17 protein-coding genes are annotated in these 20667 nt (G+C 66.9%); 9 read left to right on the forward strand and 8 right to left on the reverse strand.

The features are described from left to right. Positions 1 to 263: 263 nt before the first annotated feature. Both metH and BI343_RS18080 read left to right on the forward strand, forming a co-directional pair. Positions 264 to 3977, forward strand: a complete 3714-nt coding sequence (gene metH, locus BI343_RS18075) for a methionine synthase (RefSeq protein ID WP_071110758.1) — start codon at positions 264 to 266, stop codon at positions 3975 to 3977. Further along, positions 3967 to 4479, forward strand: coding sequence for a DUF2878 family protein (locus BI343_RS18080; RefSeq protein ID WP_071110759.1), 513 nt, complete (start codon positions 3967 to 3969; stop codon positions 4477 to 4479). The genes metH and BI343_RS18080 overlap by 11 nt, the downstream gene beginning before the upstream one ends. 52 nt (positions 4480 to 4531) lie before the next feature. Here the strand turns inward: BI343_RS18080 and BI343_RS18085 are convergent, their stop codons facing one another. The 3 genes from BI343_RS18085 to BI343_RS18095 all read right to left on the reverse strand — a co-directional run bounded on the left by BI343_RS18085 (position 4532) and on the right by BI343_RS18095 (position 8714). Further along, positions 4532 to 5788, reverse strand: a complete 1257-nt coding sequence (locus tag BI343_RS18085; RefSeq protein ID WP_071110760.1) for an MgtC/SapB family protein — start codon at positions 5786 to 5788, stop codon at positions 4532 to 4534. Positions 5789 to 6009: 221 nt separating this feature from the next. After that, positions 6010 to 7398, reverse strand: a complete 1389-nt coding sequence (locus BI343_RS18090; RefSeq protein WP_071110761.1) for an aminopeptidase P family protein — start codon at positions 7396 to 7398, stop codon at positions 6010 to 6012. 98 nt (positions 7399 to 7496) lie between these two features. Continuing rightward, positions 7497 to 8714, reverse strand: a complete 1218-nt coding sequence (locus BI343_RS18095) for a benzoate/H(+) symporter BenE family transporter (protein WP_071110810.1) — start codon at positions 8712 to 8714, stop codon at positions 7497 to 7499. Between the two features lie 119 nt (positions 8715 to 8833). Here BI343_RS18095 and BI343_RS18100 point away from each other — a divergent pair, with 119 nt between their 5' ends. From BI343_RS18100 to BI343_RS18120, 5 genes are read left to right on the forward strand one after another with little or no spacing between them, the layout of a single operon-like run. After that, positions 8834 to 10261 carry an aminotransferase-like domain-containing protein gene (locus BI343_RS18100; RefSeq protein ID WP_071110762.1) on the forward strand — a complete coding sequence of 476 codons (1428 nt, stop codon included), beginning with the start codon at positions 8834 to 8836 and terminating at the stop codon, positions 10259 to 10261. After that, positions 10255 to 10767 (forward strand): GNAT family N-acetyltransferase, encoded by a 513-nt coding sequence (locus BI343_RS18105; RefSeq protein WP_071110763.1) that lies wholly within the window; start codon positions 10255 to 10257, stop codon positions 10765 to 10767. The genes BI343_RS18100 and BI343_RS18105 overlap by 7 nt, the downstream gene beginning before the upstream one ends. Before the next feature lie 9 nt (positions 10768 to 10776). Next, positions 10777 to 11868, forward strand: a complete 1092-nt coding sequence (locus tag BI343_RS18110; RefSeq protein WP_071110764.1) for an NAD(P)/FAD-dependent oxidoreductase — start codon at positions 10777 to 10779, stop codon at positions 11866 to 11868. Between the two features lie 44 nt (positions 11869 to 11912). After that, a complete protein-coding gene (locus BI343_RS18115; RefSeq protein WP_043624839.1) occupies positions 11913 to 12677 on the forward strand; it encodes a DeoR/GlpR family DNA-binding transcription regulator in 765 nt (254 codons plus the stop codon). Between the two features lie 60 nt (positions 12678 to 12737). Next, on the forward strand, positions 12738 to 13514 hold the full coding sequence (locus tag BI343_RS18120; protein ID WP_071110765.1) for an EAL domain-containing protein: 777 nt from the start codon (positions 12738 to 12740) through the stop codon (positions 13512 to 13514). A gap of 174 nt (positions 13515 to 13688) precedes the next feature. On the opposite strand, the gene BI343_RS18125 is transcribed toward BI343_RS18120, so the two are convergent. Further along, a complete protein-coding gene (locus BI343_RS18125; RefSeq protein WP_071110766.1) occupies positions 13689 to 14861 on the reverse strand; it encodes an MFS transporter in 1173 nt (390 codons plus the stop codon). Then, positions 14861 to 16042 carry a serine hydrolase domain-containing protein gene (locus tag BI343_RS18130; protein WP_071110767.1) on the reverse strand — a complete coding sequence of 394 codons (1182 nt, stop codon included), beginning with the start codon at positions 16040 to 16042 and terminating at the stop codon, positions 14861 to 14863. Before BI343_RS18130 ends, BI343_RS18125 begins: the two co-directional genes overlap by 1 nt. Positions 16043 to 16152: 110 nt before the next feature. Here BI343_RS18130 and BI343_RS18135 point away from each other — a divergent pair, with 110 nt between their 5' ends. Continuing rightward, positions 16153 to 17037, forward strand: a complete 885-nt coding sequence (locus tag BI343_RS18135; protein WP_071110768.1) for a LysR family transcriptional regulator — start codon at positions 16153 to 16155, stop codon at positions 17035 to 17037. Between the two features lie 131 nt (positions 17038 to 17168). Here BI343_RS18135 and BI343_RS18140 read toward each other — a convergent pair whose 3' ends face one another. Beyond that, on the reverse strand, positions 17169 to 17936 hold the full coding sequence (locus BI343_RS18140) for a DeoR/GlpR family DNA-binding transcription regulator (RefSeq protein ID WP_043613317.1): 768 nt from the start codon (positions 17934 to 17936) through the stop codon (positions 17169 to 17171). A 59-nt stretch (positions 17937 to 17995) separates the two neighbouring features. On the opposite strand from BI343_RS18140, the gene BI343_RS18145 reads away from it, so the two are divergent. Next, the gene (locus BI343_RS18145) at positions 17996 to 18265 is read left to right on the forward strand and encodes a helix-turn-helix domain-containing protein (protein WP_043627758.1); all 270 of its coding nucleotides are present in this window, start codon (positions 17996 to 17998) and stop codon (positions 18263 to 18265) included. Here BI343_RS18145 and BI343_RS18150 read toward each other — a convergent pair. Further along, on the reverse strand, positions 18262 to 18957 hold the full coding sequence (locus tag BI343_RS18150) for an aspartate/glutamate racemase family protein (RefSeq protein WP_071110769.1): 696 nt from the start codon (positions 18955 to 18957) through the stop codon (positions 18262 to 18264). The genes BI343_RS18145 and BI343_RS18150 overlap by 4 nt on opposite strands. Before the next feature lie 62 nt (positions 18958 to 19019). Beyond that, a complete protein-coding gene (locus tag BI343_RS18155) occupies positions 19020 to 20582 on the reverse strand; it encodes an EAL domain-containing protein (protein ID WP_071110770.1) in 1563 nt (520 codons plus the stop codon). Between the last annotated feature and the right edge of the window lie 85 nt (positions 20583 to 20667).

Consider the following 20667-nt stretch of genomic DNA (forward strand, 5'->3'; position numbering starts at 1 on the left):
GCATTTCGCGACGGATCGAGGCGTTTCGCACGTCGCATAGCATTCTATGCCAGTGCGGAACAACGAAGAGTCGTCGCGAAAGGCGCCCGGCCCTGCGGGTTTGGCCGCTTTTGGCCGGATGCGGCGTTGCGCAGCCCTAGCATAGAATAACTATGCGGCGGACTGCGCGCCTTGCATCCGGCCAAAATCGGCGCAAACGCGATCCACGCAGCAAGCATCAACAGCCCCTAGATACCGTTTTAGACAAACACGCTGCAATTGATATGACAAAACCATTACCTCATCCAGTTTTTCAGCACCTGTCGCAACGCATTCTGATCCTGGATGGGGGCATGGGCACCATGATCCAGCGCCACCAGTTGTCCGAGGCCGATTACCGCGGCGAGCGTTTCGCCGACTGGCCCTGCGACGTCAAGGGCAATAACGACCTGCTGGTCTTGACCCGGCCCGATGTGATCGGCGGCATCCACCAGGCTTACCTCGACGCCGGCGCCGACATCGTCGAGACCAATACCTTCAACGCCACCTCCATCGCCATGGCCGACTACCAGATGGAGGGCCTGGTGTGGGAGATCAACCGCGAAGCGGCCCGGCTGGTCAAGGAGCTGTGCGTGGCGGCAAGCGCCCGCAACCCAGCCAAGCCCCGATTCTGCGCCGGCGTGCTCGGCCCCACCAACCGCACCTGTTCCATCAGCCCGGACGTCAACGACCCCGGCTACCGCAACGTCAGCTTCGACCAGCTGGTGGCAAGCTATACCGAGGCGATAGACGGCCTGGTGGCCGGCGGCGCGGACCTGCTCTTGGTGGAAACCATCTTCGATACGCTGAACGCCAAGGCGGCGGTGTTCGCCATCCACAAATATTTTGATGAGCGGCCGGCTATCGCCCGCCTGCCCATCATGATTTCCGGCACCATCACCGACCAGTCCGGCCGCACGCTGACCGGGCAGACCACCGAGGCCTTTTACAACTCGCTGTCCCATGCCGACGCCGCCAGCTTCGGCCTCAACTGCGCGCTGGGTCCGGACCTGCTGCGGCCTTACGTTGAGGAAATGTCGCGGGTATCGGCCACCTATGTGTCGGTGCATGCCAACGCCGGCCTGCCCAACGCCTTCGGCGGCTACGACCTTGAGCCGGAGAAGATGGGCGAGTATGTGCGGGAATGGGCGGAATCGGGCCTGATCAATATCGTCGGCGGCTGTTGCGGCACCACGCCGGAACACATCGCGGCCATCGCCCAAGCGGTGGACGGCCTCGCGCCGCGGCCCTTGCCGCAGATCGAACCCAAGTGCCGGCTGTCCGGCTTGGAGCCGTTCAACATCGGCGACGAAGACCTGTTCGTCAACGTCGGCGAGCGCACCAACGTCACCGGCAGCCGCGCCTTCGCCAAGCTGATTCTGAACGGCGACTACGCCACCGCGCTGGACGTGGCGCGGCAGCAGGTGGAGAACGGCGCGCAGATCATCGACATCAATATGGACGAGGGCATGTTGGACGCCCATGCCGCCATGGTGCGCTTCCTCAACCTGATCGCGTCGGAGCCGGACATCGCCCGGGTGCCGATCATGATCGACTCGTCCAAGTGGGGCGTGATCGAGGCCGGCCTGAAATGCATCCAGGGCAAGGGCATCGTCAATTCCATCTCCATGAAGGAAGGCCGCGACAAGTTCGTCGAGCAGGCGCGGCTGATCCGCCGCTACGGCGCGGCGGTGATCGTGATGGCCTTCGACGAGAAGGGCCAGGCCGACACCTACGCCCGCAAGATCGAGATCTGCGACCACAGCTACCGCATCCTGGTGGACGAGGTGGGCTTCCCGCCGGAAGACATCATCTTCGACCCCAATATCTTCGCCGTAGCCACCGGCATCGAGGAGCACGCCCGCTACGGCCTGGACTTCATCGAGGCCACCGGCTGGATCAAGCAGCACCTGCCGCACGCCAAGATCTCCGGCGGCGTGTCCAACGTCAGCTTCAGCTTCCGCGGCAACAACAAGGTGCGCGAGGCCATCCACGCGGTGTTCCTATACCACGCCATCCAGCGCGGCATGACCATGGGCATCGTCAACGCCGGCGCGCTGGAGGTGTACGACGAGGTCGATCCCGAGCTGCGCGCGCGCATCGAGGACGTGGTGCTGATGCGCCAGCCCAAGGACGGCGGCGACGCGACGGAACACTTGATTGGACTGGCCGAGAAGTTCAAGGGCGAGGCCGCCGGCGAGAAGAAGGGCGAAGACCTGGCCTGGCGTTCCTGGCCGGTGGAAAAGCGGCTGGAGCACGCGCTGGTCAAGGGCATCACCACCTTCATCGTCGAGGATACCGAAGAGGTGCGGTTGAAGTGCGCGCGGCCGATACACGTGATCGAAGGCCCGCTGATGGACGGCATGAACGTGGTCGGCGACCTGTTCGGCGCCGGCAAGATGTTTTTGCCGCAGGTGGTGAAGTCGGCCCGCGTGATGAAGGCCGCCGTCGCCCACCTGGAGCCGTTCATCGAGGAGGAAAAGATCGCGCTGGGCTTGTCCGACGCGCCGGCCAAGGGCGTGATCATCATGGCCACGGTCAAGGGCGACGTGCACGATATCGGCAAGAACATCGTCGGCGTGGTGCTGCGCTGCAATAACTACAAGGTGATAGACCTGGGCGTGATGGTGCCGTGCCAGAAGATTCTGGACGCCGCCCTCGAGCACCAGGCCGACATCATCGGCCTGTCCGGCCTGATCACCCCCAGCTTGGAAGAGATGAGCCATGTGGCCAAGGAGATGCAGCGCCAGGGCTTTACCATTCCCTTACTGATAGGCGGGGCGACAACGTCCAAGGTGCACACCGCGGTCAAGATCGCGCCGCACTACCCGCATCCGGTGGTGTATGTGCCGGACGCCAGCCGCGCGGTGGGCGTCTGCTCCAATCTGTTGTCCGACACCCTGAAGGACGCCTTCGTGCTGGAAAACGCCGCCGAGCAGCAGCGTGCTCGCGATGGCCACGCCAACAAGGCCAACCGCAAGGTGGTTTCCTTGGAGCAGGCGCGCGCCAACAAAGAGAAAATCGACTGGGCCGGCTATACGCCGCCCAAGCCGCAATGGCTGGGCGTGCGCCGTTTCGAGCACTATCCGCTTTCCGAGATCGCCCAGTACATCGACTGGACGCCGTTTTTCCAGAGCTGGGAGCTGGCCGGCCGCTTCCCGCGCATCCTCGACGACGAGATCGTCGGCGAATCGGCGCGCGCGCTGTATGAAGACGCCCAAGTGATGCTGAAGCGGATCGTCGACGAGAACTGGCTCGCCGCCAACGCGGTGATCGGGCTGTTTCCGGCCAATAGCGTCAATCACGACGACATCGAAATCCGCAACGCGGACAACAGCGCCAGCCTGATGACCTGGGTGGGCCTGCGCCAGCAACTGCCGAAAACCGACGGCAAGGCCAACTGGGCGCTGGCAGATTACATCGCGCCCAGGGACAGCGGCGTCGACGACTACATCGGCGCCTTCGCCGTCACCGCCGGCATCGGCATCGAGCCGCATGTGAAGCGCTTCGAAGACGCCAACGACGACTACTCGGCCATTCTGCTCAAGGCCCTGGCCGACCGCCTGGCCGAGGCCTTCGCCGAGCTGATGCACGCCCGCGTGCGGCGCGAGTTCTGGGGCTACGCCGCCGACGAGCAGATCGACAACGAAGGCCTGATCGATGAGCAGTACCGCGGCATCCGCCCGGCGCCCGGCTACCCGGCCTGCCCCGACCACACGGTGAAGACCGAGCTGTTCCAGCTGCTGGACGCGCCGGCCATCGGCATGACGCTGACCGAGGGCTACGCGATGCTGCCGACCGCCGCCGTGTCCGGCTTCTACTTCAGCCATCCGGCGTCGCGCTACTTCGGCGTCGGCAAGGTGGAGAAGGACCAGGTGCAAAGCTACGCCGAACGCCGCGGCGTCAGCATCGAACAGGCCGAGCGCGATCTCGCGCCGAATCTGGGCTATGACGCCTGAACGCGGCGCGCCGTCATGGGGGTGGCTGCTCCTAGCCGGCTTGGCCTTCAACGGCTGGTGGCTGCTGTTGGTGTGGTTCCGCGACCATCTGGCCGTGCTGACCCTGGCCGGCGCCCTGCTGGCCTGGGAGGCGCTGCCGTCCGGCCTGAGAAAGCCCGCCCTGCTGTTGGCGGCTGCCGGCAGCGCGCTGGATTTCGCCTTGGCCGCCAGCGGACTGCTGCGTTTCGTCGGCGTCGGCACCCTGCCCTTGTGGATGATGACGCTCTGGCTCAGCTTCGCCTGCTGGTGGGTCTGGCTGCTGCAGGCCTGGCGGCCGTCGCCGCGTCTGTTGGCCGCCTTGGGCGCGCTGGCTGGTCCGGCCGCCTATTACGCCGGTTTCCAGCTGCAGGCTCTGCAGCCGGGTTTGCCCTGGTGGGGCCTGTTGCCTATCTTGGCCGTGGTGTGGGGCGTAGGTTTGCCGCAGACCTTGCGCCTGCCGCTGCAAGGCCGCGCGGCGCAATGAAGGCAATGGTGGATAAGTTTCAGCGTGTTGCATGGTTGTGGATAAGCGGACTTCACGCCCATAAAACAGACGCGAACCCCAGCGCCGCCAGCGCCAGCAACATCATCAGGGCCTGCCGCCCCGCTTCGCGCGACCCCAGCGACAGCGCGTAACATCCCTTGGCCACGTTATTTGCCGAGGCGGCGATCAAGATGGCCGCGGCCGCCGCCGGCAGCGGCGTCAGCTGCGGCGTGGACTGGGTGATGCCCATGATGAACGGGTCCACGTCGCTGACGCCCATCACCGCCGCCAGCGTATAGACGCCGGCCGTTCCCAGGTATTGCGCCGCCAGCCGCGTCGCCACCAGCATGGCGATGAACAGGGCCGCAAACAGCAGGGCCGCGCCGATTTCCAGCGGGTTTTTCGGTTGATAGGCTTCGTCGGCGACGGCGGCGTCCGATCCGCTTCTGGACCATAGCCAGCCGCCCACCAGCGCCAGCGCCGCCAATAGCGAAAACAGCGGCCACAGCCGCAAGAGCAGCGCGAAATTGAACAGCGCCAGGAAGGCCATCAGCCGCAGATACATCATGCCGGAAGCCATCACGATGGCTCCGGCGTACACGCGCGGCGCGGCGGCGCCGGCGGAACGCCGCGCCAGCACCACCGTGGTGACGGTGGACGAATAGGCGCCGCCGGCCAGCGCCGCCAGCAACAGGCCGCCGCGCCCCTGGCGCAGCCGCTGCAGCAAATAACTGCCATAAGAAATGGCGCTGACCGCCACCACCACCAGCCAGGTGTTGAACGGATTGATCTGGAAGCGGCTCATGGCCTGATTGGGCAGCAGGGGCAGAATCACTGCGGCCAGCAGCAGAAACTGGGTGAGGATGAGGATGTCCGTCGGGTCGATGCGTTGGGCCAGGGTTTCCAGCCGCGTCTTGAATTCCAGCAGCAGCAGGCTGGCCACAGTCAGCGTGGCGGCCAGCCAGTACAGCTCGCGGCAGACCAGCACGCCGATCAGATAGGTGGCCAGACCGGTCATCTCGGTGGTGACGCTGGAATAGCCGGAGCCGCTGAGCTTGTGCCAGTACGACATCAGCAGGAACGCCGCCACCACCGCGAAGCCCAGCGCCACCGGCATCCATTCGTCGTGCGCCAGCGTGGCGATGACATAGCCGATCAGCCCGATCAGCGGATAGGTGCGCACGCCGCCGAAGGCGTATTTATCGCCGCCGGCCTTGCGCTCTTCCCGCTCCAAGCCAATCAGGAAGGCCAGGAACAGCACCAGGGTGATTTGCGTCGCCTCGGGCGGCAGCCAGTCCAGATAGCGCATGGGGAGGGATTTCCGCAGGGAACGGTACTGTCTTCAAGATATCCCGTATGGATGGCGGTGTACACCCGCGATGTCGTCGCCGCGCAGGCTGGTTGATTCGGATCAGGCGCGCGGGCTGTGGATCAATCGGCTATTCAGCTGGCGTTGTGGATAAGCCTGCGCCGGATCAACAAAAAACCCGCGCCTGGCGGCGCGGGTTGCGGGATGGCTGCGGCAGGCGTTTATACCGCCATCACCGCCTCGATCTCTTCCACCGTCTTCGGAATCGGCTCGCCCAGCACGCGGCTGCCGTCTGCCGTCACCAGCACGTTGTCTTCGATGCGGATGCCGCCGAAATCGGCGTATTCGCGGAACTTGGCGTAGTTGATGAAGGCGCTGTGGCGTTCCTCCTTCTCCCAGGCTTCGATCAGCGCCGGAATGAAGTAAACGCCCGGCTCCACCGTCACCACCATGCCGGCCTTCAGCGGCTTGCCCAGGCGCAGGTAGCCCAGGCCGAACAGCGGGCTGCGCTCGGCGCCGTCGCCGTAACCGACCAGGTCTTCGCCCAACGCTTCCATATCATGCACGTCCATGCCGATCTGGTGGCCTAGGCCGTGCGGGAAGGCGATGGCATAAGCGCCGGATTCGACGATGGCGTCGGCGTCGCCGCGGAAGAAGCCCAGCTCGGCCATGCGCTCCACCATCACGGCGGCGGACAGCTTGTGGATGTCCTGGTATTTGATGCCGGGTTTGATGGCGGCGATGGCGGCTTCCTGCATCTCCAGCACGATGTCGTACAGCTCGCGCTGGCGGGTGGAGAACTTGCCGCCCACCGGGAAGGTGCGGGTGATGTCGCTGGCGTAGCCGCCGCCGCTGGCGCAGCCGGTGTCGTTCAGCACCAGGTCGCCTTGCTGCAGCACATTGCCGTGACCATGGTTGTGCAGCACTTCGCCGCGCTTGGAGAAGATGGACGGATAGGCCAGATGCCAGTCATGGCGGCGCATGATGCCTTCCATGATGCCCACCACCTGGTATTCCAGCACGCCCGGCTTGGCGTTTTGCATCGCCGCGATATGCATGGCGTGGGTCACGCCCAGCGCGCTTTCCATCTCGGCGATCTCTTCCTCGCCCTTGATCTCGCGCAGCGCCACCACGGCGCGGGTCAGCGCCGGACAGAAGCCTGCCTTCACCACGGCCGGATGCACGTCCAGCAGACGACCCATTTCGATCAGCGTCTCGCCGCGGTACGGCGCCAGGTAGCGCACGGGGCGGCCGGCGGCGCGGGCCTCGGCCAGCAGTTGCGCCAGCTCGGCGTACGGGCGGCTGCGGCCCACGGCGGCCTTGGCGGCGCGTTCGGACAAGCTGGGCAGCGGGCCGGTCCAGACGATGTCGGACACATCCGGATCATTGCCGAACAGCGTCGCTTCGCCGCTGTCGGCGTCGATGACGCCGGCCAGGGCGGGCTCGTTCAGGCCGAAGAAGTAGCGGAAGCTGGAGTCCTGCACAAAGGGCAGGGTGTTGTCGTGGTAGTTCATCGGCGAGTCGACATTGCCGACGAACAGCAGCAGGCCGGACAGGCCAGCCTGTTGCAGGCGGGCGCGGCGCGCGGCGAAGACGGAAGGGGCGAACATGCTTTTCTCCTTTTGCCGCAGGGCGGCTAAGCATGCCGCTGCGGATAGATTTAGCCGTCTAACTTATCACGCGCCGGCCCGGCCGGCCAGCCGCCGGCTCAAGGCGCGGCCGCGGCCTCCGTCTTGGAAGGCGCAGGCTTGGCCGGTTGCAGCAGCCGGCGCAGCAGGCCGCCGGCCAGCATGGCCCACAAGGGCGCGCCCAGGCCGGCGATGCTGACGCCGGAGGCCGCCACCACGAAGGTCAGCAGCGCCGCTTCGCGGTGTTCGCCGTCGGCCAGCGCCGCGCCCAAGGACGAAGCCAGGGTGCCGAACAGCGCCAGCCCGGCCGCCGTCACCACCAGCGCCTTGGGCAGCAACAGCACCAGGGCGGCCAGCGCGCCGCCGGCCAGGCCCAGGACGATGTAGAACAGGCCGCAGAACAGTCCGGCCACGTAGCGGCGGCTGCGGTCCGCATGCGCTTCCGGTCCGGTGCAGATGGCGGCGATGATGGCGGCCAGCGTCACGCCGTGGCCGCCGAACGGCGCCGTCAGCAGCGAAGCGACGCCGAGCACGGTGACCGGGGAGCGAGCGGGAACGCCATAGCCAAAGGTGCGCAGCACGGCCATGCCGGGCAGGAACTGGCTGGTCAAGGCCAGCAGGGCCAGCGGCAAGGCCAGATTGATGAAAGCGGACCACGACCAGGCTGGCAGAGTGAAGGCCGGGCCGGCGATGCCGGAGAGCGCGCCGGCCGGCGGCGCGTGGAGCTGTCCTTGGACCGCGCACAGCGCCACGCCCAGCGCGATGGCCGCCAGCAGCGCCCAGCGCGGAAACCAGCGGCGGCCGGCAAAAAACAGCGCCGCCATCGGCAGCACCAACGCCAGCTGCCGCCCGGCCTCGGTCACCACCTCGCCGACAAAATGGAACAGGATGCCGGCCAGCAGCGCCGCCGCCAGCGCCGGCGGAAACAGCGCCATCAGCCGGTCGAACAGGCCGCTCGCGCCCACCAGCGTCACGATGGCCGCCGCGGCCAGGAAGGCGCCGATCGCCTCCGGGTAAGGCACGCCGGGCAAGGCCGTCAGCAGCAGCGCCGCGCCGGACGTGCTCCAGGCGGTGATCACCGGGGCTTTCCAGCGCCAGCTCAGCCACAGGCCGGCAACGCCGGACCCGATGGACACCGCCCACACCCAGGAGCCGAGCTGGCCGGCGCTGAGGCCGGCCGATTGCGCGGCATGGACGATGATCAAAAACGGGCCGGAATAACCGACCAGCAAGGCCAGCGCGGCGGCCAGGGCCGAGGACGGCGCGGCGTCGCGCCGCAGTGTGTGCCAAAACTTCATGAGCGGGCTTTCTTCCATCAAGACGAATAGCGGCAGCGTGCCATGCCGGCCGCCTGCTTCCTCCCACAAGCCTGGTAAACAGTTTGTATGCGGCGCAATCTGTTTGATATAACAGCTGCATGGAAGCGATCTACCAAGACATCGCCCGCCAATTGGCGGCCAGAATGGACGCCGGCGAATTCCCGCCCGGCAGCAAACTGCCCTCGGTGCGGCAGCTGGCCGCCAGCCACGGCGTCAACAGCCTGACCGCGCTGGCCGCCTACCGCTGGCTGGAACAAAAGCAGCGGGTGGTGGCGCGGCCGCGCGCCGGTTTCTTCGCCGCGCTGCCTGTTCGTTCCGCCGGTCAACCGCCCGCCCGCGCATTGCCGTCGCCGGCCACGCTGGTGGACGTGGACAGCCGCATGTCGCAACTGGTGGCGCTGTCGGCCTCGGACGTGGCGGTGCAGCTGCACATGGCGGAGGCCCACCACAGCCTGTACCCGTCGGCCGAGCTGGCGCGGCGGCTGCAGAACGCCCTGCTGCAGCGGCCGGAGCTGATCGGCGCCTATCTGCCCGCGGCCCAGCATGAGCGGCTGTGCGGCTTGCTCAAGCAGATGGCGGCCGCCTGGCAGATGGAGGTGAAGACGGATGAGATCCTGTTCTGCAACGGCATCACCGAGGGCATCAGCCTGGCCTTGCGCCATTTGACCCGGCCCGGCGACACGGTGGCGGTGGAGACGCCGGTGTACTTCGGCCTGCTGCAGACGCTGGCGGCGCTGGGACTGAAGGCGCTGGAAATTCCCTGCACACCCGACGCCGGCCTGTCACTGGAGGCCTTGGAATTCGCGCTGCAGTACGGCCCGCCGGTGCGCTGCCTGGTGACGGTGACCAATTACCAGAACCCCACCGGCGCGCGCATGCCGGACGACAACAAGAAACGGCTGCTGGCGCTGGCGCGCCGCCATGGCGTCGCCATCATCGAGGACGACGTGTTCGGCGAACTGTATTTCGGCGAGGCGCGGCCGACGCCGCTGAAAGCCTGGGACCGCGACGGCGACGTGATCTACTGCGCCTCGTTCACCAAGAGCCTGGCGCCGTCGTTCCGCCTGGGTTGGCTGTCCGGCGGCCGCCACCACGCGGCCTTGGAGCGGCTACGCGCCAGCAGCAGCCTGGTCAGCCCGGCCTTGCTGCTGGGCACGCTGACCGATCTCTTGGCCAGCGGCGACTACGCCCGCATCAGCCAGCGCCTGCGCCGACTGCTGGCGCGGCAGATGGAACAGGTGGCCGACGCGGTGCTGGCGGCCTTCCCGCGCGGCACCACGCTCAGGCGGCCGCAGGGCGGGCTGTTGTTGTGGGTGGAAGGACCGGAAGGCTTGGACAGCGGCCGGTTGCTGGAAGCGGCGCTGCAGGAATCGATCAGCTTCGCGCCGGGCATGCTGTTCTCGGCCGAGCCGCGCTTCCGCCATTGCCTGCGCCTGAACTTCGGCCAGCCCTGGGACGCGGCGCAACAGCAGGCCATCGTCCGCCTGGGGCAATTGGCCACCGAACAACTGAGGAAGACATGCTAGACACCTGCATCGCCATCCGGCCGGCCCGCGTGGCCGACCTGCCCTTGCTGGCCGACATCGAGCGCCGTGCCGCCGCGTTGTTTCCGGAATCCGATCTGCCGCCGGCTTTGCGCGGCGCGGCGCTGCCGGCCGAAGCGCTGGCCGGCGCGCAGCTTGACGGCCTGTTGTGGGTGGCGGAGGACGAAGGGCGCGTGGCCGGCTTCGCCCTGGCGGAGATCGTCGATGGCCAGCTGCATCTGGCCGAGATGGACGTGGACCCGGACCACGCGCGGCGCGGATTGGGCGCGGCGCTGTTGCGGCAAGTATTGGCCGAGGCCGCGCGCCGCGGCTGCGCCGCCGTCACGCTGACCACCTTTGCCCATCTGCCGTGGAATGCGCCGTTCTATCGCCGCCATGGCTTTCAAGATGATGCGCCCGCCGCCGGCAGCCAACTGGCGGCGCGGCTGCGCGCCGAGGCGGCGGCCGGTTTCCGCAATCGCGTCGCCTTGCGGCGCGCCATCGACTGAGGCAACACGATGGACAGAATCGATAGCGTGGTCATCGGCGCCGGCGTGGTTGGCCTGGCCGTCGCCAAGGCGCTGGCCGAGGCCGGGCGCGAGGTGGTGATCGTCGAGGCGGAGCGGGCCATCGGCCAGCACGCCTCCAGCCGCAACAGCGAGGTGATCCACGCCGGCCTGTATTATCCGGCCGGCAGCCTGAAGGCCAGGCTGTGCGTGGCCGGGCGCGACCTGCTCTACCGTTACTGCGCCGAGCGCGCCATTCCGCATGCGCGGCTGGGCAAGCTGATCGTCGCCAGCCGCGACGGGCAGCTGGCCAGGCTGGATGCCCTGGAGGCGCAGGCGCGAGCCAACGGCGTGGCGGATATCCAGCGGCTGTCCGCCAGAGAGGCCCGCGCGTTGGAGCCGGCGCTCGATTGCGCCGCCGCCCTGCTGTCGCCGTCCACCGGCATCATAGACAGCCACGCCCTGATGTTGTCGCTGCTGGGCGACGCCGCAGCCGCCGGCGCGCAGCTGGCGCTGGCATCGCCGGTGGAGAGCGGCGCGGTCACGCCGGACGGCGTCGTGCTGCGCGTGGCCGGCCTGGAGCTGCTGGCCGAGCGCGTGGTCAATGCAGCCGGCCTGTTCGCGCCCGATGTCGCACGCGCCATCGCCGGCCTGCCCGCCGCTGCGATTCCGCAGGCCCATTACGCGCGCGGCGTGTATTTCTCGCTGCAGGGCCGCGCGCCGTTCTCGCGGCTGATCTATCCGCTGCCGGAAGCCGGCGGCCTGGGCAGCCATTTGACCTTGGACCTCGCCGGCCAGGCGCGCTTCGGCCCGGATGTGGAATGGGTGGACGGCGTCGATTACCGCGTCGATCCGGCGCGCGCCGACGCCTTCTACCGCGCGGTGCGCGCCTGGTGGCCGCAGCTGCCGGACGGCGCGCTGTCGCCCGGCTACGCCGGCATCCGCGCCAAGATCGCCGGGCCGGGACAGCCGGACGCGGATTTTGTCATTCAGGGGCCGGCGCGCCACGGCGCGAAGGGCTTGGTCAACCTGTTTGGGATCGAATCGCCCGGCCTCACCAGCTGCCTGGCCATCGCCGATGCCGTGGCCGCGCTGCTGGATTAGAGCAAATCGCTTACAATCGCCGGCAAAGGGGAGAAACCACAAGCATGCTGATCCTGAATCAAAGACAACAAGAGCTGCTGGACATGGTCAGGCGCGAAAGCTATGTCAGCGTGGAGAAGCTGGCCGAATACTTCGAAGTCACCCGGCAGACCATACGCCGCGACATCACCTTGCTGGCCGAGCATCAGCAGCTGCAGCGCTACCACGGCGGCGCCAGCGTGCTGTCCAGCGTGGAGAACGTCGCCTACCAGGCGCGCCAGGTGCTGTGCATAGAGGAAAAGCGCCGCATCGCCGCCTGCTTGGCGCGGCACATCCCGGACAACGCCTCGCTGTTCATCAACCTGGGCACCACCACCGAGGAAGTGGCCAAGGCGCTGCACCGCCACCGCGGTTTGCGGGTCATCACCAACAATCTGCACGTGGCTGAGCAGATGTGCGACTACCCGGACTGCGAGGTCATCGTGCTGGGCGGCTCGCTCAGGAAGCGCGACCGCGGCCTGACTGGCGAGGCGACGGTGCAGATGATCCGCCAGTTCCGAGTCGATTACGGCATCATCGGCGTGTCCAGCATCGAATCCGACGGCACACTGCGCGACTACGACTACCGCGAAGTGCGCACCACCGAGGCCATCATCCAGCAGTCGCGCCAAGTGTTCCTGGCGGCCGACCACAGCAAGTTCGACCGCCCCGCGCTGGTGGAGTTGGGCCGGCTGTCCCAGATCGCCGCGCTGTTCACCGACAAGCCGGTGCCGCCGGCCATCGCCCGCCTGATGCAGGAAGCCGGCACGCAATTGCATATCGCCGAATAGCACTGATAAGTATTTTCGGCATTGCTATGCTGAAGCATCGCGTCCAACTGGAGGGGCGGCATGGAACCCTCTTTTTCCGCCCAAAGCGGCACGCTGTTCCGCGATGCCTCGGGCCGCTATTGCGCCAGCCTGGATGGCTATCGTTTTCTCAGCGTGTTTCAGCCGATTTTCTATAAAGGCGGCAGCCTGTTCGGCTATGAGGCGCTGCTGCGGGTGGTGGACGAAGGCGGCGAATGGCAGGCGCCGGACCGTTTCCTGGCCGGCCTGCCCCCGGAGCGGGCGCAACTGGCCGACACCCTGGCGCGGCTGATCCATGTCCGCAATTTTGCCCAGAGCCGGCAGGAAAGCTGCCTGACGCTGAACTTATTGGCGGCGACGGTGCAGGAAGACCATCGCGGCCGCACCCACCTGCCCCTGCTGAAAAATCTGCTGCAAAGCGTGGAGCTGGATTGCGGCGGGGTGATTTTCGAAGTGCCGGCGCGCGAGTTGGAGCACCACGGCCAAGCCCTGCTGGTCGGTTTGCGCCATGCCGCGGAAATGGGTTTCGGCACGGCGGTCGATGATTTCGGCGCGGCGGAGGCCCCTCACGGCAAGGTGACCGAATTGTCGCCGGACATCATCAAGCTCCATCCCAGCCTGCTGCACGAGTACATGGCGGGCGAAACCAAAAAGCTGCCGGCGCTGCTGGAATCGGGTTGGCAGATCGGTAGCCGCATGCTGGTGGAAGGCGTGGAAACCGCCGAGCAGCTGGAAGCGATGCGCGCGCTCGGTGTCGAACTGTACCAGGGCTTCTACCTGGGTCGGCCGGGCGAGCTGGCGGTGGCCTGCCAACTGTAGCCCCTCCTATCCAGGCTTAGGCTGGCCGCCCCGGATATTGCCAAGATGAGCGTGGCTTGGCGGAACTCCCCGCTTGGCCGGGATTCCGCCCTACGGTTGATGGTTTCGCGTAGGGCGGATGCCCCGTTCACGGGGTGATCCGCCGCTCACGGCGTACCCATTAACCAACTGCCATCAAACGGACACCTCCGCCGGTCGGGTCTTGGCCTGCCAGCTGTCGCCGCCTCTATCCAGGCTCAAACTGAGCCAAGCCAGCAAGGCCAGCGCCGCGCCCAGCCACAAGGGCGCGCGCAGGCCCCAGCCGGCGTCTAGGCACAGGCCGCCCGCCCAGGCGCCGAACATCAGGCCGAGATTGATCACCGACATGTGCAGGCTGTTTGTCATCGCGCCGCTGCCTCCGGCCCGTACCACCCGCGCCACCATGGCTGGGTTCATCGGCAGGCCGGCCGCGCCCAGCAGGAACACCGCCGCCACGGTCAGCACCTGCCATTGCGCGCCCAGGGCCAGCGCCAGCATCACCGCCAGCAGCGTCAGAATGCCGCCTTGCAGCACGCGGCGGGTATGGCGGTCGGCCAGTCTTCCGGTCACCAGATTGCCCAATACGGTGGCCACGCCGTAGACGCCAAACAGCGCAGGCGCCAGGGCGGCGGAGAAGCCGCTGACTTGTTGGAACAGGGGGGCAAGATAGGTGAAGACGGCGAATACCGAGCCGATGATCAGCGCGCTGGAAAGATAGGCCGCCCATAAGGCCGGCTTGGCCAGCGCGCGGATTTCCTCGGCTGCGCCTTGCCGCGCCGGCTTCGCGCCGGCCGGCGTCAGGACGGCGATGCCCAGCATGGCCAAGCCAACCAGGGCCGCCACCAGCCAGAAGGACACGCGCCAGCCCCAGCGCTGATCCAGCAGCGTCGCCATGGGCAGGCCGGCGACAGACGCCAGCATCAAGCCATTGAGCACCAGGCCTGCGGCGCGGGCGATGCGGTCCATGCCCACCAGTTCTCCGGCCAAGGCCAAGGCCACGCCGAAGAAGGCCGATTGCGCCACGCCGCAGACGATGCGCGAGGCCAGCATTTGGGCATAGCTGTCGGCGGCGGCACCTATCAGCTGGCCCAGCAGAAACAGCGCCAGCAGGCCCAGCAAGGCCGGTTTGCGCCGCACCGCGCGCAGCCGCAAGGTCAGTAGCGGCCCGCCCACCACCACGCTGGCGGCAAAGGCGGACACCAGATTGCCCACCTCGGCCAGCGAGATGTGAAACGCGGCCGCCAGCGACGGCATCATGCCGGCCACCATGAATTCCGAAGTGGCCATGGCGAAAATGCACAGGCTGAGCAGATAGATGGCGGCGGGCATCAGGCGGCCCTCCTGTCCAGATCCAGCGCGGCATAGACGGCATGCAGCCACTCTTGGCTGAATGCGCCCATCGAGCCTTCCTCGGCGGTATTGGTGCAGACGACGAAGCTGATGCCGCGCGCCGGATCCACCAGCCAGCTATGGCCGTAAGCGCCCAGCCAGCGCCAGCTGCCGCGGCTGGCCGGCAAGCCGGCGGCGACGGGGTCGCGCAATATCGCGCCGCCCAGGCTGTGACCCCAGCCCGGCCAGCCTTCCATGTCGATGCCGGCGATCTGCTCGCGCAGCATTTCCTCGCGCCAGTCTTTGGGCAGCCAATCATCCCGTTCTCCGCGCAGCGCTTCCAACAACGTGAGGAAGTCCGCGGCGGTGCCGACCATGCCTGCCCCGCCGGAGGGATAGGCTTGCTTATCCAGCGCCCGCTCCGGGGCGAAGGCGATGCCGGCCAGCTCCGGCAACAGGGCCAGAAGATGCGATGCGCCCATTCTTTGCGGCCCGCCATCGGTTTCGGCATAAGCCGCGCCCAGCCGGGCTGGATCGACGGCGTGGAAGTCGGTATCGGCCAGGCCCAGCGGCGCGCTCACCTCGCGGCGGATCACCTCCGGCAGTGGCAGGCCCGTCGCCGCTTGCAGCACGCCGCCCAACACATCGGTGGCCAGGGAGTAGATCCAGCCCTGGCCGGGTGTTTGCCACAGCGTCTGCGCAGCCAGGCGGCGCAGGTTTTCCTCTAGGCTCAGTTCCGTGTGGTCCAAGCCATCCGAGACGCCGGCCGCGCGGTAAGCGCCGCCGCCGGCCGGCTCCAGAAAGCCATAGCCCAGTCCGGCGGTGTGGGTCAGCAGCTGGCGCAGGGTGATGAGCGGCTGGCTGCCATCGGCCAAGAGCGGGGTGAAGTCAGGCAGGTAGTCGCTGACAGCGGCATCCAGCCGCAGCGCGCCTTGCGCCGCCAGGCGGATGACGGCGGCGCTGGTGTAGAGTTTGCTGAGCGAGGCCAGTCGGAACAGGCTGTTGGGCCGCATCGGCAGGCCCGCCTCGCGGTCGCTCCAGCCGGCGGCGCGGTGATAGGCCACGCGGCCGCGCACGGACAGCAGCGCCTCAGCGCCCACCAGCCGGCCTTCGGCCAAGGCGAGTTCCAATACGCTGTCTAGCCGCGCCTTGTCGAGGGCGACAGATAAAGCGATAGACATGATTCCACTCCAGAAAGTGTTGGTGGAACCATGCTAAAGGCCGCCTCATGACGAATAAATGATTTAGCATGCCATTTAAAGCGGAACAAAATTCCGTAATGGATAGTTCAATGGAAAAAATGAACGGAATCGAGCTGTTCGTCCAGGTGGCGCGCCAGGGCAGCCTGGTGGCGGCCGGACGGCAGCTGGGCCTGTCGGCGTCGGCGGTGGGCAAGGGATTGCTGCGGCTGGAGCAGCGGTTGGGCGTGCGGCTGGTTCACCGCAGCACCCGGCGGCTGGCGCTGACCGCCGAGGGTCAGCAGTATCTGGCGCGCTGCCAGCGCATCCTGGATGAGGTGGATGCCGCCGAGCGCGAGTTGCAGCAAGGCCTGGCCGCGCCCAGCGGCAGGCTGAAAGTGGGAGTGCCGCACGAAAGCAGCTTGCTGACGCCGCATTTGGCCGGCTTCATGCGCGCGTATCCGCAGGTGGCCTTAGACCTGGACTACAGCGATCGGCTGGTGGATGTGATCGGCGAAGGTTTCGACGTGGTGGTGCGCGGCGGCGAGCCGGGCGATTCTCGGCTGGCCGGGCGGCGGCTGGGCGGCTACCGCATGCGGCTGGTCGCCGCGCCGGGCTATCTGGCGGAATACGGCGCGCCGGCCGCCGCTGCCGACCTGGCCCATCATCGCTGCCTGCATTACCGCTTTCCCAGCAGCGGCAAGCTGCTGCCGTGGCCGCTGGTGTTGGCTCCGGGCGAGGAGGCAGAACATCCGATCAGCGCCAGCTGCAATACCGGCGAGGCGCTGATCGAGCTGGCGGCGCGCGGCCTGGGCATCGCTTGCCTGCCCGACTTCTCCATCCGCCGCGAGCTGGCCTCAGGCGCGCTGGTGGCGCTGGAAACGCCGCAGGTGCGGCGCAGCGGCAATCTGTATCTGCTCTGGCCCGCCACGCCGGCCATGCCGCCAAGGTTGCGCGTCTTCATCGACTATATGGCGGCGCATGTGTTTGCGGGCTGAGCGGAGGCTAAGGTTGTCGCGGGTATCGCCGTTGGCGAACCTGTGCTAGCCCCTAGCGTGGCGGCGGCGCGCTGAAAATGAAAAACCCGGCCAGCGGCCGGGTTTCAATAAACGGGGAGGGATGAGGCGGCTCAGGCCTCGGACAGCACCAGCCTGACGTTGTGCTCTTCCAGCAGCTTGGTGACCGGCTCCGGCGGCGCGGCATCGGTGAATACGGTGTGGAATTCGCTGATGTGGCCCATGCGCACCAGCGCGTTGCGGCCGAACTTGCTGTGGTCGGCGGCCAGGTAGCGGTGGCGGGCGTTGTTCATCATCGCCTGCGCCACGCGCACCTCGCGGTAGTCGAAGTCCAGCAGCGAGCCGTCCGGCTCGATGCCGGAGACGCCGATGATGGCGTAGTCCACCTTGAACTGGTTGATGAAGTCCAGCGTCGCCACGCCGGTGATGCCGCCGTCGGACGCGCGCACCGTGCCGGAGGTGATCATCGCGGTGAAGTCCGGGTTGGTGGACATGATGGAGGCGACGTGGATGTTGTTGGTGATGACGCGCAGCCCCTTGTGGGTGGCCGTCAGCGCCTGCGCCACCGCTTCAATGGTGGTGCCTATGCTCATGAACAGCGAGGCGTGGTCCGGGATGCTGCGGGCGATCATGTCCGCGATATGGGCTTTTTCGCTCTGGAACTTTCCTTTGCGAGCAAAGTAGTCCTCGTTCTCCACGCTGTTGCCCAGCGCGGCGCCGCCGTGATAGCGGCGCAGCAGGTTGGCTTCGCACAGCTGGTTGATGTCGCGGCGTATCGTTTGCGGCGTGACATCGAGCAGACGGGCCAGCTCTTCGATCGGCATGAAGCCGTTTTCGCGGACCAGTTGCAGAATCTTGTCGTGACGTGGAGAGCGGCTCATAACTATTCGGAATCGAAAATCACGTTACTTTAGTAACATATTTGTCCCCGCAATAGCAAATGCAGGATGCAAAAAAAGCCGCATGTGCGTTCTGGCGCAAGACTGGCTGCTCGCGCTTGGGCAAGGGACTTGGCGTGATTCCCGGCGCCGATACCGACCGGCGCGTAGGCGATGCCCTCGCGCCAGTGTGCGGGTTAGTGCGTGATCACCACCTTGCCGAAGTGGCGGCGCGCGTCGGCTACGACAGCGACGCCGCCTTCCAGCGCGCGTTCAAGCGGCTGACCGGGATGCCGCCGGGCGAATACCGCCGCGCGGCGCTGCCGGATTAAGCGCAGGCGGCATTCAAGGCCGCTTCAGCCAGAGTAAGCGTGGTATCGATGGCCGGCATGCCGCAATTGGCGTCGTTCAGCACCAAGGGCAGTTCGGTGCAGGCCAGCGCCACGCCGTCGCAACCCTGGGCCTGCATGGACTGCACCACTTGCAGCAGCGCGGCCAGCGTTTCGTCGCTGGCGCGGCCGGTGGGCACCAGTTCGGAGAAAATCGCGCGCTGGATGATGGCCTGCTGCGCTTCGTCGGGGATCATTTCTGCTATGCCGCGGGCGGCGAGCGGCGCTTGGTACAACCGGCGCGCCATGGTCCAGCGCGTGCCGAGTATCGCCACTCGTTTCAGGCCGCGCGCCGCGCAGGCGTCGGCCACCACGTCTAGCATGCTGATCAGCGGGATGGGCGAGCGGGCGCGGATGTCGTCCACCGCCAAGTGCACGGTGTTGGCCGGGATCACCGCCAGTTCGGCGCCGGCGCCGGCCAGGCGTTGCAGCGAGCCGACGATGGAGTCGGCCACCTTGTCCCAGCGGTCGTCGTCCTGGGCCTGGTGCACGATGCCGAAGTCCGGCTGGTCCAGCACAAAGCGCGGGTGGTGATGGGTGGGGAAGCGGTCTGCGCACAGACGATGGATCTTGGAGAGGCAATCGACGGCGCCGGGCACGGTCACGCCGGCGATGCCTATGGTTTTTGCTGTCATGATTCTGCCAGTCTGACGGCGCCGCATGCCGGCGCCAATCGGGGCAGTCTACGCATCAGCCATTAAAATGACAATGTCCCATAACCGTTCCAGGTGTCGCCGGCGCGCAGCCGGCGGATGAAGGCATCCAGCGGCATCGGTTTGGCGATGTAGTAGCCCTGCAGCCAGCCGACGCCGAGCTGGCACAGGTAGTCGAACTGCTCGGCGGTTTCCACTCCTTCCGCCACCGTATCCAGGCCCAGTTTGGCCGCCAGTTCGGCCACGCTGTCCACGATGTGGGCCGACAGCCCGTCGCTGCCGATGCCGGCGACGAAGCTCTGGTCTATCTTCAGTCCGTCCACCGCCAGCTGCTGCAGGTAAACCAGGCTGGAGTGGCCGGTGCCGAAATCGTCCAGCGCGATCGTGACGCCCAAGGCATGCAGCTGGCGGAACAAGGCCTCCACTTCCGGCGTGATGGCGATGATCTCGCGTTCGGTCAGCTCCAGCGTCAGCGTCGCGCCGCAGCCGGCCAGCGTTTGCTGCCAGCTCTCGCAGTCGCTGTAGAAGCGCGGATCGTCCAGATGGGCGCGGCTGATGTTCAGCCCCAGATGGAAACCGTCCGGCAGCCGCAGCGCGGCCAGTTGCCGCAGCAGCCGGTTCATCATGCTGCGCGTCATCGGTACGATCATCCCGCTCTCCTCGGCGCGCGGGATGAACAGGTCGGGACGGATCAAGCCTTCGCGCGGATGGCGCCAGCGCATCAATACCTCCGCTCCCAGCCAGCCGGCTTGCCTGGGCCGGACGATGGGCTGCAGGAAGCCTTCGAATTCCTCGTTGTCCAGCGCGCGCAGCAGCTCCTCGGTGGGCGAGGCCGGCCGCCCTAGCAGCCGATACAGTGTGCCGCCGGCCAACAAGCTCAACGCCGCCACCACCAATAGCAGCGCGGCATGATGTTGCCACAGCACCCAGTGACCGGCGGGCAGCACGTAGCCGGTGGAAACCGAATACGGGTAGCGCGCGGACCGTCGCTGCGCCTGGATCTGGGTGGGGTGCGGCGGCTGGCCCTCGCCGGTTTTATGCGGGCCCAGCCAGCGCGCGCCCACGATTAGGTAGACCGGGCCCTCGTCGCTGGCGTCCTGCAAGGCGAGTTGCAGGTAACGGCCGTCCACTGCCGATAGCGCATCGCCATGCTCGCCGTGCAGACGGAAATGCAGCACCGGCACATCGGGCGTGGTGCGGTTGCCGGGCAGCAGCCGCAAGGTGCCGGCGACGAATGGCGTGCGATAGGGCTTGGGATGCGGTACAGCGCCCAAAATCGAGGTGCAATAGATTGCATCATCGCGCAGCAATGCGGTACTGCGCACGAAGGGCACGATGGCGGCCTGGCGGCGCAGCTCCTGTTCGGCATCAGCGCAGGGTGCGCCAGCCAGCGGTAGAATGGCGCGGCTTGCCAGCTCTGCTTGTCCGAGAATTTCGTCCAGCTGGATTTGGGCCTGCGTCACCTGTTGCTCGGCCTGGCGCCGCAGGTCCTGCTTTTCCTGCCATATCAGGGTGGGAATGATGGCCAGCAAGGGCAGCGCGCTGACCAGCAGGCTGGCCAGCAGATGCGACACGCGGTGCTGGCGGCGTGGATGCAAGGGATTCATCGCGTCTCCGCGACAGGACCCCCCGTCCTCAAGGCCTGGTCCGCCGCAATTTGGTTTTAAATAAGCGTTTTATATTAAACCAGAA

It is taken from the genome of Chromobacterium amazonense, from assembly GCF_001855565.1.
GTDB classification, from domain to species: domain Bacteria; phylum Pseudomonadota; class Gammaproteobacteria; order Burkholderiales; family Chromobacteriaceae; genus Chromobacterium; species Chromobacterium amazonense.